The sequence below is a fragment of the Sulfurospirillum arcachonense DSM 9755 genome, from assembly GCF_000597725.1.
GTDB classification, from domain to species: domain Bacteria; phylum Campylobacterota; class Campylobacteria; order Campylobacterales; family Sulfurospirillaceae; genus Sulfurospirillum_A; species Sulfurospirillum_A arcachonense.
Genome location: NZ_JFBL01000012.1, coordinates 64,252 through 83,405, shown reverse-complemented (window position 1 = coordinate 83,405; position 19,154 = coordinate 64,252). Strand labels below are relative to the sequence as shown.

The window sequence follows — 19,154 nt, the reverse complement described above, 5'->3', positions numbered from 1 at the left end:
TTATACAAACAAAATACAAGCGTCTGTTGGACCGTGAGCGCCTATAACCAAAGATTGTTCAATATCAGCAGTCTTTGATGGACCACTTATAAAAAGTCCATAACCACTTTTATTGAATTCTATTTGTTCATACGCTTCATGCATAGTATCAACTATAGCATTTTTATCTACGATTATAAGTAACTGTTTTGCTAAAAAGTATAATGCTCTATGTCTATTTTCAGGATTTTTCACCCAAACAGCACCATTTTCAGCCACTGCAAATTGAGCTTTTATAACTGCTAAGTCTACATTTTCTAAAGCATGTGGCGTATTTGGTTTATTTGCATCTATTGTCTCATTTGTAAACTCTTTACATGTAGAGGCTATTACTTCAGTATCTTTGTAATGTTCCGCAACAAAAGCATTTATATCTCCATCTTCTAGCCAAACAGCATTTCCTCCAACAGAAGCTAAAGCAGCTGCATACTTTTCATTTTTATTTTCATAACTTATATGAGGTATATTTGTTTCAGGTAATTTTATAGTAGAAGTGATAGTATTTTCACGTATACTATTTAATATAGTTTCTTTTGAACTCATTACTTCTTCCCTTCTTTATGTTGTTTATATAATTCTTTGAAACTGTTCTTTGGAAATTTTGGTAATTCTCTTTTTTTACCCCAAATATTAGCACTAGAGTAAAGGATACTTCTTGGCATTATTGGTACAATTTTTCTGGCTATTTTACCACCAAAATCTAATAAAGATGGATGTTTCATTACCCAAGCTGCTACTTTTAAAATAGTATGTTTTTTCGTTGCTAAAAGTCCTGCATTAACAACATGTTGTCTATATTTATAGAGTTGATGATGTAAATCAATTTTTATTGGACAAACATTTGAACATGAAGCACAAAGAGTACAGGCAAAAGGAAGTGTTTTATTTGCGCTTAAATCTTTACTAGGTCCTAATGTTGAACCAATAGGTCCAGGAATTGTGTAGCCATAGCTATGTCCACCACTTCTTCTATAAATTGGACAGGTATTTAAACAAGCTCCACATCTTATACAGTTTAGTGATTGTTTGAAATCTTGACTTCCAAGTATTTTTGAGCGTCCATTATCTACTATGATGATGTGCATTTCGCCACCTTCTACAGGAGCATGAAAGTGTGATGTATATGAAGTAATTGGTTGTCCAGTAGCACTTCTTGATAAAAGACGAGTAAATACAGCTAAATCTTTGATTTTTGGAATTATTTTTTCAATTCCCATACTAGCTATATGAAGTTTTGCTAAAGAAGCACCTAAGTCTGCATTCCCTTCATTGGTACAAACTACAATACCACCAGTTTCAGCAATACCAAAATTAACACCAGTCAAAGAAGCATCAGCATTTAAAAATTTTTTTCTTAAATGCACTCTTGCTGAACGAGTAAGGTACGTAGGATCACTGTTGCCTTTTTCTGTTTTCAAAAAATGTTCAAAAGTAGTTCCAACATCTTCTTTTTTAAGATGGATTGCTGGTAAAACGATGTGCGAAGGAGCTTCTTCTCTTAGTTGTACTATTCTTTCACCTAAGTCTGTATCAACTACATCTATGCCATTTTCTTCAAGATAAGGATTTAAGTGACACTCTTCTGTAAGCATTGATTTACTTTTAACTAGTTTTTTAGCCCCTCTATTTAAAAGAAGTTTTAAAACTATTTCATTGTGTTCTTTAGCATCTTTTGCCCAATGTACATGTATACCTTTTTCTTTGGCATTTTCTTCAAATTCTTCAAGATAAACGTCAAGTTTGCTCATTACATGAGTTTTAATTTGTTTTGCAACTCTTCGTAATTCTTCCCACTCAGGAATCCCATGAGCGGCTAAATCTCTTTTTTCTCTTACAAACCATAAAGCTTTATCATGCCAGTGCATTCTCTCATCATTTGCTATAAACTTTTCAGCTGCTTCTGGATGTCCCATTATAAGTCTCCTGCTAAAATTTCTGCTATATGCATTGTTTTTATTGGAAGTTTTTCTCTATCGATGACACCTTGCATGTGCATAAGACATGACATGTCAACACCTGTTACGATTTGCGCTCCTGCATTTACATGGTCATTGACTCTGTCAAGTCCCATAGCTGCACTCATAGCATCTTCGCTCACACAAAAAGTCCCACCAAATCCACAGCATTCATCTTTTCTTTTTAGTGTAACAAATTCTATACCCTCGACTAAAGAAAGCATGCTTTTTACTTTTGAAAATTCCGGTAAGTTTCTCTCACTCATACTCGCCATACCAATTTCTCTATGTCCATGACAGCTATTATGAATACCAACTTTGTAAGGAAATTTTGCATTCATACTCTTTGGTTTTATAACATCATGTAAAAATTCTACTATTTCATATGTATGTGTTTTAAGATGCTCAAACCCTTCTTCCCCATCTAAAAATTGTGCATAGTTGTTTCTTACCATAGCAACACAACTTCCACTAGGGGCTACAACATAGTCATAATCTTTAAATATTTTTAAAAATCTACGAGCTAGTTCATCTGCTTCGTGTGCACAACCAGTATTTGCCATAGGCTGACCACAACAAGTTTGCTCTGTTGGGTATTCAACATCTAAGCCTAGATTCTCTAAAATTTTAAGAGTTGCCATTGAGGCTTCAGGATATAACTCGTTCATATAACAAGGTATAAAAAGTCCAATTTTCATTTAATTCTCCTCCATTAGTACATATAAATATTTTAACTTATTTATATGATATTTACATGTTATGTTAAAACTGCTTGTAAAAAGTATTCTATTAGTAGTACTCCACAAGTGAGTGAAAGAACTATAGCTAAAAATTTTACTATTTTCATTATCTCTCACTTAATGCAAGTTTGATAGCAAGTCCTGCAAAGATAGTTCCTGCTACTTTATTTAAAATATTTTCTGCATTTTTAGATTGATTAAACCAGTTTCCTAATTTTCCTGCCAAAATAGCTATCAAACTAAATACTATAAATGCACAAAGCATAAAAATAGCACCTAACATAAAAATTTGTAAAGTGATACTTCCATTGGCTGGATTTGTAAATTGAGGTAAAAAGGCTAAGAAAAATATAGAGACCTTTGGATTTGTAATATTCATAATAATACCACGTTTATACAGCTTAAAAGAACTCATCTGTTCAAGATTAGCTTTTACTTTACTCTTAGATGAAGAGAGAAAAGACATGTAGGCTAGATATAAAAGATAACCAGCTCCAATATATTTCAAAATATTAAAAGCAACTATTGAAGTTTGAAATATTGCTGCAACTCCAAGAGCAACGGCACTTGTATGAAAAACAAGTCCACTACAAAGTCCTAAAGTTACAAAAATACCAGGACGAGCACCTTTTGTCATAGATTGGGTTAAAACAAAAATATTGTCTGGTCCTGGGGCTAAAGCTAAAAGAGCAGAGGCAGTTACAAAAAGTATGAGAGTCTCAAAGTCAATCATATATATTCCTTACATGTAAATGCATAATTATATCTCAATTTGAAATATTTTGTATACGGTATATATACTAATATAACTATATGTTTAACCAATCAGATAGAGGCTTTGGTTTTCCTAAAAAATATCCTTGTCCATAAGTTATACCTATTTTGGTTAATTCGTCTACATCTTCTTGTGTTTCTACGTATTCTGCAACCGTCTCTTGATTTTTGAGTGAAGCAATTTCTTGTATATATTTTATAACTGCCTTATCTGTAGGATCAATATGCATGTCTTTGACAAAACTTCCATCAATTTTTACAACATCAAATGGCAAGTTTTTGAGATATTCAAAAGAAGACATTCCTGTTCCAAAATCATCAAGTGCTAGCCCAATCCCTATATTTTTTAACCATGATATGAATTCTTTTGCTTCTAAAAAGTTTCCTACTGCTGAAGTTTCTGTAAGCTCTAGCTCTAGTTTGTGCCATGGGAAATTATATTTGAGTATGGATTCTTTTAAGTTTTTTTGAAAATCTGGATTGTTTAGTGTTGAGCCTGCAAGATTTATATGAACAGAGTGAAGATTTTTTATATGTTCAGGATATTTTGTGACTATTTGTAAATATTTTGTGAGTACATGTATATCAATTTCAGCCATGAGTTGATATCTTTCAGCCGTTGGTAAAAAATCTATTGGAGAAACAAAGTTTTTTTGACTATCCCACATACGTATGAGTATTTCATAAGAGATTTTATCTGTTTGAATTTGAAGAGGAACTATAGCTTGAGCATAAAGCTCAAATTGTGATGGACCCTTATGTAAGGCTTCTTTGATAAAATTGGCTACTTTTATCTCTTGTTCAAATCTTTGTGAAATATCATCATTTGGGTTATATATATGGAGTCTATTTGCACCTATAGATTTTGATAAGTGAGTCGTTGTATTGATTGCTTTTATAAGTTCTTTTAATGTATATTCAAAAGGTTTAAATTCAATTAATCCTACAACAGCACTTACAGAGATAGCTTCACCTTCCCATGAAAATCTAAAATCACTGAATTCATTTTGTTTTTGTTTTATCAGTTCTAAAATATCACTAGTTTTACTATCCTCAAGTAATATTGCAAAGTTTGGTCCTTCTATTTTTGCAATTATTGCATTTTGTGAAAAAGTATTTGAAATTTCATTTGAAAATATCTTTAAGAGTTCATCCAATGCTTGATTGCCAACACTATTTTGTATGAACTCTAATTCATCTAAGCTTATTAGAATCAATATATTTGAAGATTTTGTTTCATCTTTTAGTGATTGCATAAGTCTATTTTCTATATAAAAACGGTTATAAAGTCCGGTAAGTTGATCATGATCAGCTTGATATTGAAGTTTAATTGAAGATGATGATATCTCTTTCATTGAGTTATTAAAAGCAGTATAAAGCTCTTTTATCTCATTTTGTGCTTCTGTTTTTAAAAAAATAATTTTATTTTTAGTAGGGTTACTTTTTTTAAAAGCATTGAGTAGTTGGCTAAATGGTTTTATATAATTTTTGCTTAAAAAAAGACTGATGAAAAAACTAAACATGAGGGCAACAGGAAGTATTAAAAATAGTATTTTAAGATTTTCAGTCTGTTTATCTTTGTGTTCTTGCATATCAATATCTACTATGGTAAAACCAAAGTCATAATCTTCTGAAGTGATTTTACTTTTTAAAACAAGATTTTTATCACTAAAATAAGCATTTTTATTCTGTAAAGTATCAGTATATTTTTTGATCATATCAATTTTTTTGTATTTAAAAATTGGCTTAGAATTACTATCATATAGTATGAGACCATTGAGAACTTTAAATGCGGATAACCTAAAAGTTATATCAGAAAGCATATCAACATTTGGACTTAATATTGCTTTTAAAAGGTCATTATTGAGTGATTTACTGAGTGTTTGTGCTTGTGCAATTGCAAATTCTTGTCTTTCACTTTTATACATGTTTTGAATGACTATGAGCGTACCAACTTCTATTACTATGACTAAAAAAGTCATAAATACAATAAGTTGGGTTTTGATACTTAGCTTACTCCACATGTTATTTCTTAGATGGATTTGTTATTGGAAGGTTAAAGTCATTTCCCCATTCTTTCCATGATGCAGCATAGTTTGATACATCGTATCCTAGTTCTCTAAGAGCAAAATAGTTTACCGATGACACACGACCAATGGTGCAATAAAGGATTATTTTTTTATTTTTATCTACATTTTTATAGATTTCTTTTAGTTTATTTATAGGTTGGAGTTTGTTGTTATCTATGTTGTGTGATGCAGGGATATTTGTTGCACTTGGAATATGACCAAATCTTTTTGCTGTTGATAATTTCCCTATGTATGAAGGATTTGCCCTAGCATCTATTATTATTTTATTTGGTGTTTTAATCGCGATTTGTGTTGTAAATTTAGTTGCTAGTCTATTATTGTTTATAGTTGGTATATAGTTACTTTTAGATATTTTTGGAGTGGTAGTACTTGTTGGATAAGAGTTTTTCTTCCACTCATTAAAGCCAGAATTTAAAATCTTTACATTTGTAAAACCATAAACTTCTAGTGTCCAAAAAAGTCTTGCTGCATCATAAAATGTGCCATCATCATAAATTATTATAGCTTTGTCGATATCTAATCCTAAATTACGAAAAAGTTTTTCTGCATTTTGTGGTGCAATGACTTCTCCGTTGTTTTTTTTGTTATCATAAGTTAAAGCTGCTGGAATATTTAGAGAATTTTTTATATGTTCTTTCTTGTATTGACTGGCTTTTCTTGTATCCAAGATAGTATATTCGTTTAACTTTTTGACTAGATTAGTAGCTTCTATACGAAATGACTCAGCACTTAAAGTGATAAAACACATACAGATAATAAGTAAAATCTTCATGATAACTCCTTTATATTAATAGCGTGTTCAACAAATGCTTGATAATTAATAATACTATAGCTAAAAATCTAATAATTTTCTATTTTTTCTTTAATTATTGAAATTTAGAAGTTTACTCATACTGTTTTGTTACGTATTAGAGTATTTATCGAAAAGTATTTAGATGTTAAAATAATTACATCTCAATTTGACATGTTTTTCTTTTGTTTAATGAACTTCTTGTATAATACGCGTATATTAAACAAAAGAGATTATATGACTAGATTAACAAATAAAGAAGCGCTTGATTTAATACAAAATGCTGATTTTAACGAATTGGGTCAAAAAGCATTTGAGCGAAAAAGAGAGTTACATCCTGAAAAAATAACAACATTTGTCGTAGATAGAAATATAAACTATACAAATGTGTGTTGGGTTGATTGCAAATTTTGTGCATTTTACCGTCATGCAAAAGCTGATGATGCTTATATCCTTAGTTTTGAAGAGATTGGTAAAAAGATAGAAGAGCTTATCGCTATTGGGGGAACGCAAATACTTTTTCAAGGTGGCGTTCATCCTAAATTGAAAATAGAGTGGTATGAAGATTTAGTAGAGTGGATAAGCAAACACTATCCTACTATCACTATTCATGGATTTTCTGCAATTGAGATTGATTATATAGCTAAAATATCTAAGATAACATATAAAGAAGTTTTAGAGCGTTTAAAAGCAAAAGGTCTGTTTTCTATTCCAGGAGCGGGGGCTGAGATACTAAGTGATAGAGTAAGAGACATCATTGCACCAAAAAAACTAGATGCCAAAACATGGATAGATATCCATAGAACAGCGCATAAAGTAGGGATAAAATCAACTGCTACGATGATGTTTGGTACAGTTGAAACAGATGAAGAGATAATTGAGCATTGGGAAATGATAAGAAACTTACAAGATGAAACAGGTGGTTTTAGAGCTTATATCATGTGGAGTTTTCAATCTGATCATACAAAACTTAAAGAAGAGTTTCCAGATATGAAAAAACAGTCACCACATAGATATTTAAAACTATTGGCTGTAAGTAGACTTTACTTGGATAATTTTAAAAATATACAGAGTTCTTGGGTGACTCAAGGAAGTTATATTGGACAGTTAGCATTGAAGTTTGGAGCAAATGATTTGGGCAGTACTATGATGGAAGAAAATGTGGTAGCAGCAGCTGGAACGGCAAATCAGATGAACCAAGAAGAGATGATTAAACTTATAAGTGATATAGGTGAGTATCCTGCTAAGAGAGATACTGCATATAACATCAAGGAACGATTTTGATGAAGTTTTTTTTAATAATAATGATATTTTTGCAAGGAGCATTAGTGAGTGGAATAATAGAGAAAGTTAATATAAATGGCATAGAAGTACCTATAATATACGAAAAGAATAGGGCTTTGCCTATAGTCTCACTACAACTTGTTGTAAAAAATGCAGGAAGTCTACAAGATGGAGATATTGCGGGATTAGCAAGATTTACATCAAATATGTTAGGTGAGGGAAGTAAAACAAAGGGTTCTATTGCTTTTGCTGAAGAGTTAGAAAAAAGAGCTATTAGTTTAAGTGCTCACGCTGGGACTGAGACTTTTGTATTTGAGCTTTCATCTTTAAAAGAACAGTATAGCTTTGGCATGAAAATGTTAAAAGAGTTGTTAGATGAGCCAAATTTTAGTGAAAACAGTTTTGAAAAGATAAAACAACTGACTCTTGGTGGACTCTCTTCTAAAAAAAGTGATTTTGATTATATTGCTAATTTAAATTTAAAAAAGATTATTTTTAAAGATACTCCTATGGGACATGCTTTTGGTGGTGAAGTTGCAAGTATTGAAAACTTAAAACTAAAAAATGTAGAAGATTTTTACAATACACATATAGACCTTTCAAACATGTTAGTGGTAATAGGTGGAGATTTAAGTCTTGAAGAGGTGAAATCTTCTTTACAAAAACTTTTAAAAGATGTAAAAGTTGGGAAAGTTAGAGAGTTAAAACATTATCAAGTTAGCAGTGAAACGAATGAAACAAAAGATATAAAAGAGACTGAACAAGCATACATATACTTTGGAGCTCCGTACAATTTACAAAGTAATGATGAAGATAATTATAAAGCAAAAGTTGCAGGTTTTATTCTTGGAGAGAGTGGCTTTGGAAGCCGTTTGATGGAAGAGATAAGAGTAAAACGTGGACTTGCTTATAGTGCATATTCAAGAACCAATATCAACCGTTCAAATTCATATTTCTCAGGACACTTACAAACAAAAAATGAGAGTTTAGAAGAAGCAAAAAAGATTGTAAAGTCTGAAATAAAAAGATTTGTTAAAGATGGGGTTAACGCTGAAGAATTAGCTCAAGCAAAAAGATTTTTACTTGGGAGTGAGCCTTTAAGAAATGAAACACTTTCTCAAAGATTAAATCGTGCCTTTTTTGAGTATTATCGTGGGTTTAAACTTGGTCATTCTAAAGCACAACTTGAAAAAATAGAAAAGCTTACTTTAGAAGAGTTAAATACTTTTATAAAAAGCCATGATGAGATAAACAATTTAAGTTTTTCTATCGTTACAAATGCCAAATAACGCAGATAAAGAAAAATTACAAAAACTTGGGGTAAGTAGTCTTTTAGACTTAGCACTGCTTATCCCTAAATCTTACGAAAACACCTATATAAACCAATCGCCTATTTTAAACCAATATAATACTTTACATGTAAAGGTCTTGCGTTCAAACTGGGGACCTAAAGCTTTGAGTTTAAAACTATTTAGTGAAACATGGGATGAAGAGATACATGGAGTTATATTTTCTGCAAAACCTTATCATAGAAGTCTTTTTAAAGTTGGAGCGAGTTTACATGTAAGAGGTAAAATAGAGTGGAATCAAGGAAAACTTTCTATAATCCAACCTATTGTTATATCTCAAATCAACACTATAGTACCAAAGTATAAAACAACTTTGCAAAACAGAACTGTAATAGCTTTGATAAAAAAGTATCTTAGTGATGAAAGTTTAAAAAAAGAGGGCTTAAGTGAAGAGGAGATAAATATCCTTTTATCTTTACATTTTCCAACTCCAACTCAAACAATAGAGTTTGAAAAAAGTGGTTTGAGTGCAAAAGCTTTACATGTAGTAAAATTTTTAGAGATTTATAACTATATAAAGGTATTGAGTAAAAAAAAGGTAGACTTTAAAGCTAAAAATATACTCAATTCAGATGAGAGTGATTTTATACAATCATTGCCATTTGAACTTACAAATGACCAAAAAAATGCAATTACGGATATAAAACGAGATTTTAACTCAATAAAATCAGCAAGAAGAATAGTTATGGGTGATGTGGGAAGTGGAAAAACTATAGTGATTTTAGCTTCTGTTATGATGGCTTATCCCAGACGTGCTGTACTTATGGCTCCTACAACTATTTTGGCTAAACAGCTTTTTGAAGAAGCACAGAAGTTTTTACCAAAACAAGTGAAGAGTCTTTTACTTGTAAGTAAGACTTCAAAAAAAGAGGATTTAAACCAATATGATTTTATCATAGGGACTCATGCTCTTTTACATAGAAAACTTCCTGATTTTGATTTAGTTATGGTAGATGAGCAACATAGATTTGGTACAAAACAGAGAGAACTTATAAACCAACTCTCAATAGAAGAGGGCAAACACCCTCACTTTTTACAATTTTCAGCTACCCCAATACCTAGAACTATGAGTATGATTCAATCTTCTCTTGTGAATTTTTCTTTTATAAAAGAGACACCATTTGAAAAAGATATTGATACAAAAATCATAAGAAAAGCAGATTTTAAAAACTTAACAGAGCATATAAAAGAGGAGATGAAAGAGGGTAGACAGATTATTGTTATTTATCCTTTAGTTGAAGTAAGTGATGTTATAGAGTATCAGTCTATAGAAGAATCAAGAGCATATTGGGAAAAAAATTATGAGAATGTTTTTGTAACGTATGGGGCTGATAAGAATAAAGAAGAGATTTTAGAAAATTTTCGTGATGAAGGAAGTATACTCATAGCAACAACTCTAGTAGAAGTGGGTATATCTTTACCAAATCTTTCTACTATAGTGATTGTAGGAGCTGAGCGACTAGGACTTGCAACTCTTCATCAACTAAGAGGAAGAGTAAGTAGAAATGGGCTCAAAGGCTACTGTTTTTTATATACAAATCAAAATCAATCTGAGCGTTTAAGTGAGTTTAGTAAAACAGACAATGGTTTTGATATCGCTGAACTTGATTTAAGATATAGAAAAGGTGGAGATGTTTTAGGTGGCATTCGACAAAGTGGTCAAAAGTTTGAGTTTTATGATATGGAAGAGGAAATTTTAATAGAAGCAAAGAAGAGGTTGGGGAAGCTTTAAGCTTCCCACCTTATTAATAAAGACCGTATTTATCATCTGCTCTTTTATAAATAACACGCATTTTGTCATCCATATCAGTAAATACAAAGAATTGCATTGCACTCTCTTTAAGAGCATTTAATGCTTCTTCAATCTCTATTGGTTTGTAACTATCCAATCTTGTAGGTATAACTTCATCTACATCTTCAATAGCCACTTCCTCTACGATATCTTCTTTGATTTTATGATTTGTAATCTTGTCATGATGACGTCTAAGAACTTTTTTAGCTCTCTCAATCGCTAAATCAATCGCTGCATAAAGGTCTTTATCTTTTTGTTTAATAACTATAGTGTTTTTATGAGCAAGGTTGATAGCAAATTCAGCACTAAAACCTTTTTTGCCATTTTTTTCATCTGCTGAAAGCACACATCTAGTTGAAATAATATCCAAATTATATTTAGTTAATGAATCTTTTCCACTCTCTACATGAGATTTAATTGCATCAGTCAATTCTAACTGTTTTCCTACGATACTTAAATTCATCTTGTCTCCTTTATTCCCTAGTTCTAGGGGTTTATATAGAAAGTATAACAAAATGAAGCTTAAAGAAAAAGGTGTGTCAAAAAAATAACTTTATGGTTTTTGGATTGTCCTTCTATGCATACGTATGGGTTCAGTTGTTAGGTTTGGATTTGTTTGAACTACTGTATCTATGATAACAGTTCTGTTTGATTCATTTGTATCAATATTGGGGGCTCCATTAAAAACATTACATACTCCACCTGGATTATTAGTGAGTAAATATTGAATAGATATATTTATATCATGAGTATAATTCCCATCTGCTACAGGATATCTAATATTAACATTATTTAGACATGTTACATTATAATTTGTTCCACTCATAGCAAGCATTGCGTATTCCGTACCACTTCTAAGAAGTAGTTCAGCTTGAGCTTTTAAGAAAATATCAGTGGTTTGTTTTGCTGATTGGGTTGATAAAACTAAAGCTAGTGTAGATATAGTTGCAACTAAAATTAAAAAAACGATAGCTGTTAAAAGTGAAAAACCTTTGCGCATTAGTAAATTACCCTCTCTTTACAAAATGAAAAATCATAATTCCCACTCTGATTATTATCATGAATACAGAGTTTTACTCTTATAGTTTCACCAAATTGAGCGAATCTAAAAGTGCTTGCATGTTCTACTAACACAGAGGTGTTACCGTCATTTACATAACTTTCACCTTCCCAAGGCTGATAGTTATAGCGCAGTGTTAAATTAAAATCATTAGAATTAGGAGGATTAGGAACTATCGCAAAAGCTGAGTGAGAAAGATAGTATTGTTCAAAAATCTCTCCATCTGTTACGTTATCATCTGCTATTGGTATGGTAAATCTGTCAAGAACAGCAGGGTTTCTTTCGATGATTAATGTATGATTGTCAGCAATTGCATTATAGTAGTTATCGACATTATACCGGCTTGTTCCTTTGAAGATAATAGCAGGTTTATCTCCTGGCCCTGGATTTAATGATACATTACCATATGTTAATGCATTTACTATATCATTAGTTATATTTAAATCACTTCCTGTTGTTTTGAGAGTTCTTGGGGTTGCATTTGTATCATTGGAGTCTAAATCTATAAAACCACTCCACCCATTAGCCATAAAGCTTTCATTACTTGCACCTATCCATTCAATCACATTATACGTATCATCAGCATTAGAAAGAGCAATTGTTCCAACTCCTCCTGGTTGTATTGCTCTTACACTATCTTTTATACGGTATTGCAATCTCATAGCAATTTGGTCAAGGACAAGTTCAGTTTGTGCTTGAAGCCTATTAATTGCTCTTGTTTTTATGTAGTTTTCATAAAGTTTTGCAACAATTTCAGCACCTATAGAAGCAACTATACCCATAACTACAATAACCATAACAAGTTCAAGCATAGTAAAAGCTTTTCTTTTCATTGGTAGTCTCTCCTGAGTGGTTGTGATTGACCGATATTTGCTGAATATGCTCTAAGTCTAAATGTACTTAAATCTTGTCCTTGTAGAGTTACTTCTATCATTTTGATATTTGTAGTAGGGTTTGTAACACCATTACTAACAAACGTAAAAGGAGTATTTGGTGTATCTGGTATATATCTTACAGTTGTTGTCATATTTAAATCAAATCTATAATCTAATGTTCCAGCAAATTCTGCATTAGCAGCATTAAGAATATTTAAGCTAACAGTCTCGGCATTAAAATCTTCTATACCATCTCTATTCGCTACAGTTGCATTATTGATTGTAGAAGCATTTGTTTCTACATTAAATAATTTTCTTCGTTTTTTTTGATTTACGTGCCCAATTCTTCTTGTAGTATTTGCTACTCTACGATAATTGACACTATTCGTATCTAGCACACGAAAGAGACTACCTTGTATAGAATTTTTATCCCAGGGAAAAGTGATTACGTCACCTATTTTTGTTTTTGCAGCTAGAATTGCTTCTTGTTGCATAGCAAAGGCGTTATTAGCTTGAACACGTTCTAGTATAAGAGGAAGTGTCATAACCGCTATACCCATAACAACTATGGCAACGACAAGTTCAAGCATAGAAGAAGCCTTTTTCATTTGTTTTACCAATCTAAGCTCCTATTTTGTCTTGTCGAAATATTTACATCAACAGTATCACCTAGCTTTCCTTCTCCTGCCCACTGCCCAATACCAAAAAATTCTACTAAAAAGTCTGTTGTCGTTGCATTGTTGTCATAAGCATCATGCACTAACCATGGATGTGGAGTTAATGTTATTTTATCTTTATGTGGGGCATTCGCATTAAGGGCTAAAGTATTATAATTTATTATTGCTATTATAGTGCCATCATTTGAACTTGGAGGAGTTGAGTTATAATCACCTGGAATAGTGTCTGTATGCTGTGTATTGTTATACCAATTGATATCTTCTACACTTTCATTACCTGTTATATTAAAATCATTTGTTCTTACGTTAGCATTACTTGTACTATATATTTCATAATATACAGTTGCTTGACCATTATTTCCTATATATGTTTTGTCATCAGCGTAGACTCTACCATAATAGAAAGTTGCATTGTAATCATTAGCTGTTCTATTAAAATCACTACCATTAGTATTGTTTGTATCTATAACAGTTATATTAAAGTCATCTCTTTGAATGTGAAATGGTTCATCTGGGTTATTAACAGCTCTTCTAAAGTTAAAAGTAACGTTTATATTTGCAGTACCATTTGTAAAATTGCCTTCTTTTGAAGAAAGAGTCATCCAGCTTGTATTGTTGTTTTCTCTTGTTGTAGTTACATTTTTGTCATCAAAAAAGATAATTCTTTGTGTTGCATTATCATCGTTAGTGAGCCATTCAGTAGCGTTTACATCATTGATAAGTGTTACGGTAGTATTGATATCTTTTGAAAAACAATTTGCAGTATAGTTTAGTGCTGTTTTGTTATCGTCTAGTATAGCTTTAATATTTATCAATAAACGTGCGCTCATATTTCTGTCATTACTTATGTATGTAAAGTTTCCATTGTCAAAATCTTGAAGAGTAAGAGTATTTATAAATGCTTTAGGAGAAAATACAAATTGTTTTGTACCTGAAGTTGAACAGCCGATTTTACCATTTGTATCAGTAACATTAGTATCACTGTTTATTATACAATCATTAAAACTTTTACCATTATTAATAGCTTGGTCAATCCCTGTCCACTCAGAATCATTAATTGTGATATTCACATCACCAACATCAGGATAAGTATAAAAATAAGTTTGACTTTTTCCATCACTAAAAATAATATTAGAAGCCAAAAATTGTTTAGCAGCTGGAAATAAAGTTGTACATGATGCATTAACATCGAGTTGTTGCTCTGCATATCTATTAGTACTATTGTCAATAGTTTGAGTATAATTGGTTACATTATTTTTTGGAATATTAAATGAGGTAGCATTTATGTCTAATTTATAAGGTTTACCACCTATTAATTTAGTTTCATTCATATCCATATAATATGTGTCTGGTCTAATGGAAAAGTTATCTCTTGCACATGTGTAACTAGCTGCAATGTCTAAAAGACATGCTAAACATCCGTATTTATGATTGTATTTTTCTGGGACTATTGAGTCTTTTGCAGTATTGAGCTCACCACCAGCATACATCTCTGGATCACATGCTCTATTATTTCCATCTGTACATATACTAACATCGTATCCATTACTCTCATGAGCAAAAAGAGCCAGTATGTTTGAAGCATTACTTAAACACTGAGGAACACCTCTTAGATTTGAACTCATATTACTTACCCTAGCACAAGTTATTCCAGAACCAAGGAACATTTTACCCCAATCAATGTATTTTATTCTATATGTGGCTTCTTTAGCTGTAAAATCAAATTTGTTAGTATAGAGAACATTTGATTTATTATTAAAAGATATAGGTATATCAGTATTATCAAGTTTAGGTGCATATTTACAGGTATTAGGGTCGTCATCTATATTTTCACCATTGACTAAATCTAAGAATATAGAATCCTCAGAATTTGTTAATGTTATGAGATCATTATCTTCCAGACGGAGTACTTGAACACCAAATGATTTATTTGCTATTTGTGTTAAAAGTGCATTTTTAACATCAGATTCTTCAAGAGGATCTTTGCCATCATTTATAGCAGAAGAAAATTGGTTTACAACGTTATAGGGACCAGGGGAGGTTCTATATCTTCTAACAAACTGATAATTATCTTTTGCCATACATATATAATGATCATGACGATAACGATCATTTATAGTTCCATCATAGCCTTGATCGTTGTAGTGAACGATAGTACCATTATCATCAGCCCAAAAGTGCATCCAGTTACCATATGTATAGTCTCCATTAGGTTCTATTGATCCACTTGACCCAGAGCTATTTTCAAACGATCCAGCAGAATAAGTAGTTATCCAAAAATCATCAGAATATCCCATCTCTTCTAATGTAGTTTGCCAACCAGTTCCCGTGCTAAGGTGAGCAATATTGATAGATATTCCATTTATCTCAGAGCTAGAAGTTAAATCATATCCATATTTTTTTCCATCTATTGTGACCCCATTTTGAAAAGTACCCCAACTACCAGCTGAACCAGGATCTAAAACCCCATCCGTACTATCGCCATCATCATAATAAAGACCCATAGGTCCATATGGCCAGTAGGTAAAATTAGTGAGATGACTTGTTCCCCATCCATCAATATCACGATCAGAAAAATATTCACCCATTGTTCCTGTATAAGGAGCCCATTGTGCTTTTTGATCATATAAGAATTTTTTTGCTTTATTAAAAGTGATTTCTGAATTAGGAACAAAGAAAAAGAGCCCAAGGTTACTACATGTATCTTGTTTGTTTTTTATATCTTCATGATTTTCAGTTCTATCTCCATCTAGTGTTAAGAACATTGTCCAGGAGTATTGATCTTCTGGATTTGCTCCTTCAACTTCCATACAATAAGCAACAAAAGGACGATAATCCGATAAAGATTGGTTGTTAGTACGTCCAGTGAGTTTAGGGTCTACGTAAAAATAGCCTGTGATATTATCATATTCATTACTATCAGGAAGCATTTCAGATATTTTTCTACAAGATTTTGTTAAAACTTCTTTGTTTTCATATATAAGAAATTTATAATCATCTAAAAGTTTTAATCGCAGTTTTTTTCCACTACACTGAGGAACATTTTCTTCTTTAGGATTTATTTTTAAAACCTGACCACCCTGTTTTGTCGTTGGGTCATAGTCACGGCGCATTTTATTAAGAGAACAGCCTTCAATATTAGTATCGTCGATATTATCCCAATCAAATGTAAAAGGTGTTCCTTTTAGATTTATATTACTAAAATCACCATCATAATAACCAGGAGCATCATAAGGAATAATCTCTAATGTATTGGCATTAATTCTTATATAGTTAAAATATTTTTTACTATGGCTGTCGTCATAATAATTTGCATCACTTCCTAAATCGTTCATAAATTTGAAATTACTAAATTCAGTAGTAGACATTTCTTTGGACAGGGGAAGTTTTAAGATGTCTTTTATATCATCTGGATCACTAAGGTCACAATAAATTTCAAAAGAGTGTTCTTCATTTCCATCGGGAGCTACTACATGGTATCCTTCACTTAATCCAGCAGATTTACAATAGCCTGTATCATCATTTTTTATTGTAACCATTGCCCTTGAGTCACTTAGTGTTATATTGCTTGGATTATCAAGATCTATATAAAAAATTTCATCTTCTTCAGGAGTTATATCCCCGAAAATAGTCACATTAATATCTTGAGTAAGAGGTCCTGATGGAGTAAAGGTTAGTGTACCCTGAGTAGTATTATAATCACTTCCAGCTAGAGCTGTTCCGTTAGCTGTTTTATAATCAATAGTAACAGTTTGAGTTTGAGGTTCATTTAACGTAACATGGATATTATATATATTGTCACTGTCTCCTTCAGGTTGACTCTTATCATAGATACTAATAGCAGATCTATTGATAGAAAAATTATTTATAAAAACGTTTTCACCATCACCTGTGGTATCTGGTTGTATAGTAATAGTTAATGAACCAGTAGCATCAGTTACAGCAGTAATATTATCATATTGATAAGTACTATATCCAGAGAGTGTACCATCGTGTAAGATTTGATTACCATTTGCCCATATATTTAACCAATCTTGACTATATCCACTGTTTTCCCAGCCTCCTTCAATCCACATTGAAATTTTTATAGTTATTTGTTCGTTGGCATAGGCAGCACCTAGATTAAAGGTTTTAGAAGATTTGACGTCTCTTTCTATTTTAAGACTATTCGTATAAGGATTACTTGCATTTGACCAACCCATAGTTGTTCCATCATTAAAGTCATCAGAATCAAGAACTGTTATAGCAAATGCAAAGTTTTGAGATAAAAATAGTATAAATAAAATACGTAAAAATAAAAAATATAAGAAATTTGATTTTTTTGTTAAATTGTCCATGGACTCACCTTTTTTTCAGTAAGATAGGGCGTAAGTTTAAAAGAAAATAACAATAAAATCTTTTTGCAACCCAACCGCCCACCTGACTGTAATAAAATTACAGTGTTGCTTATCTATTTTACATTTATAAAAATAAAGATTTACTTAAGTGTTTTTAAACAGAAGAAGGAAGTTTTTGTTACTCCCCTAAATACTCAGAAATGTTTTCCATAATACCATATTGTCTATACTTTGCAGTATCTAGAAGTACTTGTGATACTGATTTGTTATCAGTGTTAAAAATCAGAGGTGCTATAAAGTTTACTACAGAATTTTCTATAGGTGTTGAAACTATCATGATATTTAAAACAAGAGTGTTAGAATCTTCTTCTAATTCTAAGATATTTTTAAAATATTCAGGAACTTCAAAGTCATAATCTCTTAATAAAAAAGGGTTGATTAACATAAAAACTGTATCGTCATCGCAACTTTTTAGTCGCATAAAAAAATCATCAATTTTTTCTAGTTCTACTTTTTTTATTTGGTCAAAACCGGGGATTGGTGTTTTAACATCAAAAATCATTAAATTCCTTTTAGGACAAATTTTAAATTATTGTATCAAAAATACTTATCATAAATCGGTAATTTTTGAAATAATTTTACTTTTATCTTTTAATAACAAAAAAATCGATATACTAAGCCTTTTAATATAAGGATTGTTTGTATGAAAATAATGAAAATTGTTGCTGTTGCTTTTATGTTGGTTGCTTTTTATGGCTGTGCTGATAAAAGTAAAGAAGTGTATAATAAACCTGCTCTTTATTGGTATGGTGAGATTATAAAAAATATCAAAGATTTTGACTTAGAAGAAGCCGATAACCTTTATACATCGCTTTCAAGTGAGCATGTTTCTTCTCCTTTGTTACCTGAAGCTATGATTATTTTAGCACAAGCACATATGGATGAAGAAGAGTATTTGTTAGCTAATTTTTATTTAGATGAGTATATTAAAAGGTTTGGTACTACAAAAAAGAGTGAATATGCAAGGTTTATGAAAATAAAAGCAAATTTTGAATCTTTTCCAAATCCAAACAGAAATCAACAACTTTTACTCGATACTCTAAAACAGACAAAAGAGTTTGTTTTAAAATACCCAGAGTCAAAATATAGACCTATGGTTGAAACAATGTATGTAAAGTTAAAACTTGGTGAGCATTTTATGGTTAAAAATATAGCTGATTTATATTCTAGGATAGATAAACCAGAAGCTGCAAAGATTTACCAAGATCAGTTTGATCAATCAGCTCTAAAAAATGCCCAAATGATAAAACCAAATATTCCTTGGTACCGTGCTTGGTTCGAAGAATAAAAACTTCAATAAAAAGAGAGTGATTTACTCTCTTTTTATCTACA

At 31.3% G+C, this 19,154-nt stretch carries 16 protein-coding genes; 4 read left to right on the top strand and 12 right to left on the bottom strand.

Annotated features, from left to right (window positions below):
• The 6 genes from K354_RS0110230 to K354_RS0110205 form a co-directional block, all read right to left on the bottom strand.
• On the bottom strand, positions 1–582 hold the full coding sequence (locus tag K354_RS0110230) for a LutC/YkgG family protein (protein ID WP_024955404.1): 582 nt from the start codon (positions 580–582) through the stop codon (positions 1–3).
• A complete protein-coding gene (locus tag K354_RS0110225) occupies positions 582–1,952 on the bottom strand; it encodes a lactate utilization protein B (RefSeq protein WP_024955403.1) in 1,371 nt (456 codons plus the stop codon). The genes K354_RS0110230 and K354_RS0110225 overlap by 1 nt, the downstream gene beginning before the upstream one ends.
• Positions 1,952–2,692, bottom strand: a complete 741-nt coding sequence (locus K354_RS0110220) for a (Fe-S)-binding protein (protein WP_024955402.1) — start codon at positions 2,690–2,692, stop codon at positions 1,952–1,954. Before K354_RS0110220 ends, K354_RS0110225 begins: the two co-directional genes overlap by 1 nt.
• Positions 2,693–2,840: 148 nt before the next feature.
• The gene (locus K354_RS0110215) at positions 2,841–3,467 is read right to left on the bottom strand and encodes a LysE family translocator (RefSeq protein ID WP_024955401.1); all 627 of its coding nucleotides are present in this window, start codon (positions 3,465–3,467) and stop codon (positions 2,841–2,843) included.
• Positions 3,468–3,543: 76 nt separating this feature from the next.
• Complete coding sequence (locus K354_RS0110210; RefSeq protein ID WP_024955400.1) at positions 3,544–5,532, bottom strand: EAL domain-containing protein; 1,989 nt, start codon at positions 5,530–5,532, stop codon at positions 3,544–3,546.
• 1 nt (position 5,533) lies between these two features.
• The gene (locus tag K354_RS0110205) at positions 5,534–6,370 is read right to left on the bottom strand and encodes a sulfurtransferase (RefSeq protein WP_024955399.1); all 837 of its coding nucleotides are present in this window, start codon (positions 6,368–6,370) and stop codon (positions 5,534–5,536) included.
• A 255-nt stretch (positions 6,371–6,625) separates the two neighbouring features.
• Between K354_RS0110205 and K354_RS0110200 the strand changes: the two genes are divergently transcribed.
• From K354_RS0110200 to recG, 3 genes are read left to right on the top strand one after another with little or no spacing between them, the layout of a single operon-like run.
• Positions 6,626–7,672 (top strand): dehypoxanthine futalosine cyclase, encoded by a 1,047-nt coding sequence (locus K354_RS0110200; RefSeq protein ID WP_024955398.1) that lies wholly within the window; start codon positions 6,626–6,628, stop codon positions 7,670–7,672.
• Positions 7,673–7,716: 44 nt separating this feature from the next.
• Positions 7,717–8,961 (top strand): M16 family metallopeptidase, encoded by a 1,245-nt coding sequence (locus tag K354_RS0110195; RefSeq protein WP_024955397.1) that lies wholly within the window; start codon positions 7,717–7,719, stop codon positions 8,959–8,961.
• Positions 8,951–10,753, top strand: a complete 1,803-nt coding sequence (gene recG, locus K354_RS0110190) for an ATP-dependent DNA helicase RecG (protein ID WP_024955396.1) — start codon at positions 8,951–8,953, stop codon at positions 10,751–10,753. Before K354_RS0110195 ends, recG begins: the two co-directional genes overlap by 11 nt.
• 13 nt (positions 10,754–10,766) lie before the next feature.
• Here recG and hpf read toward each other — a convergent pair whose 3' ends face one another.
• From hpf to fliW, 6 genes are all read right to left on the bottom strand, one after another.
• Complete coding sequence (gene hpf, locus K354_RS0110185) at positions 10,767–11,276, bottom strand: ribosome hibernation-promoting factor, HPF/YfiA family (RefSeq protein WP_024955395.1); 510 nt, start codon at positions 11,274–11,276, stop codon at positions 10,767–10,769.
• A gap of 90 nt (positions 11,277–11,366) precedes the next feature.
• Entirely contained in the window at positions 11,367–11,813 is a 447-nt protein-coding gene (locus K354_RS0110180; RefSeq protein WP_024955394.1) for a hypothetical protein, read from the bottom strand.
• Positions 11,813–12,706, bottom strand: a complete 894-nt coding sequence (locus K354_RS0110175; protein ID WP_024955393.1) for a prepilin-type N-terminal cleavage/methylation domain-containing protein — start codon at positions 12,704–12,706, stop codon at positions 11,813–11,815. The genes K354_RS0110180 and K354_RS0110175 overlap by 1 nt, the downstream gene beginning before the upstream one ends.
• Positions 12,703–13,368 (bottom strand): hypothetical protein, encoded by a 666-nt coding sequence (locus K354_RS0110170; protein WP_024955392.1) that lies wholly within the window; start codon positions 13,366–13,368, stop codon positions 12,703–12,705. The genes K354_RS0110175 and K354_RS0110170 overlap by 4 nt, the downstream gene beginning before the upstream one ends.
• Positions 13,362–17,762 carry a Calx-beta domain-containing protein gene (locus tag K354_RS0110165; protein WP_024955391.1) on the bottom strand — a complete coding sequence of 1,467 codons (4,401 nt, stop codon included), beginning with the start codon at positions 17,760–17,762 and terminating at the stop codon, positions 13,362–13,364. The genes K354_RS0110170 and K354_RS0110165 overlap by 7 nt, the downstream gene beginning before the upstream one ends.
• A gap of 178 nt (positions 17,763–17,940) precedes the next feature.
• A complete protein-coding gene (gene fliW / locus K354_RS0110160; protein ID WP_024955390.1) occupies positions 17,941–18,324 on the bottom strand; it encodes a flagellar assembly protein FliW in 384 nt (127 codons plus the stop codon).
• A 141-nt stretch (positions 18,325–18,465) separates the two neighbouring features.
• On the opposite strand from fliW, the gene K354_RS0110155 reads away from it, so the two are divergent.
• Positions 18,466–19,110, top strand: a complete 645-nt coding sequence (locus K354_RS0110155; RefSeq protein WP_037940638.1) for an outer membrane protein assembly factor BamD — start codon at positions 18,466–18,468, stop codon at positions 19,108–19,110.
• Positions 19,111–19,154: the final 44 nt, after the last annotated feature.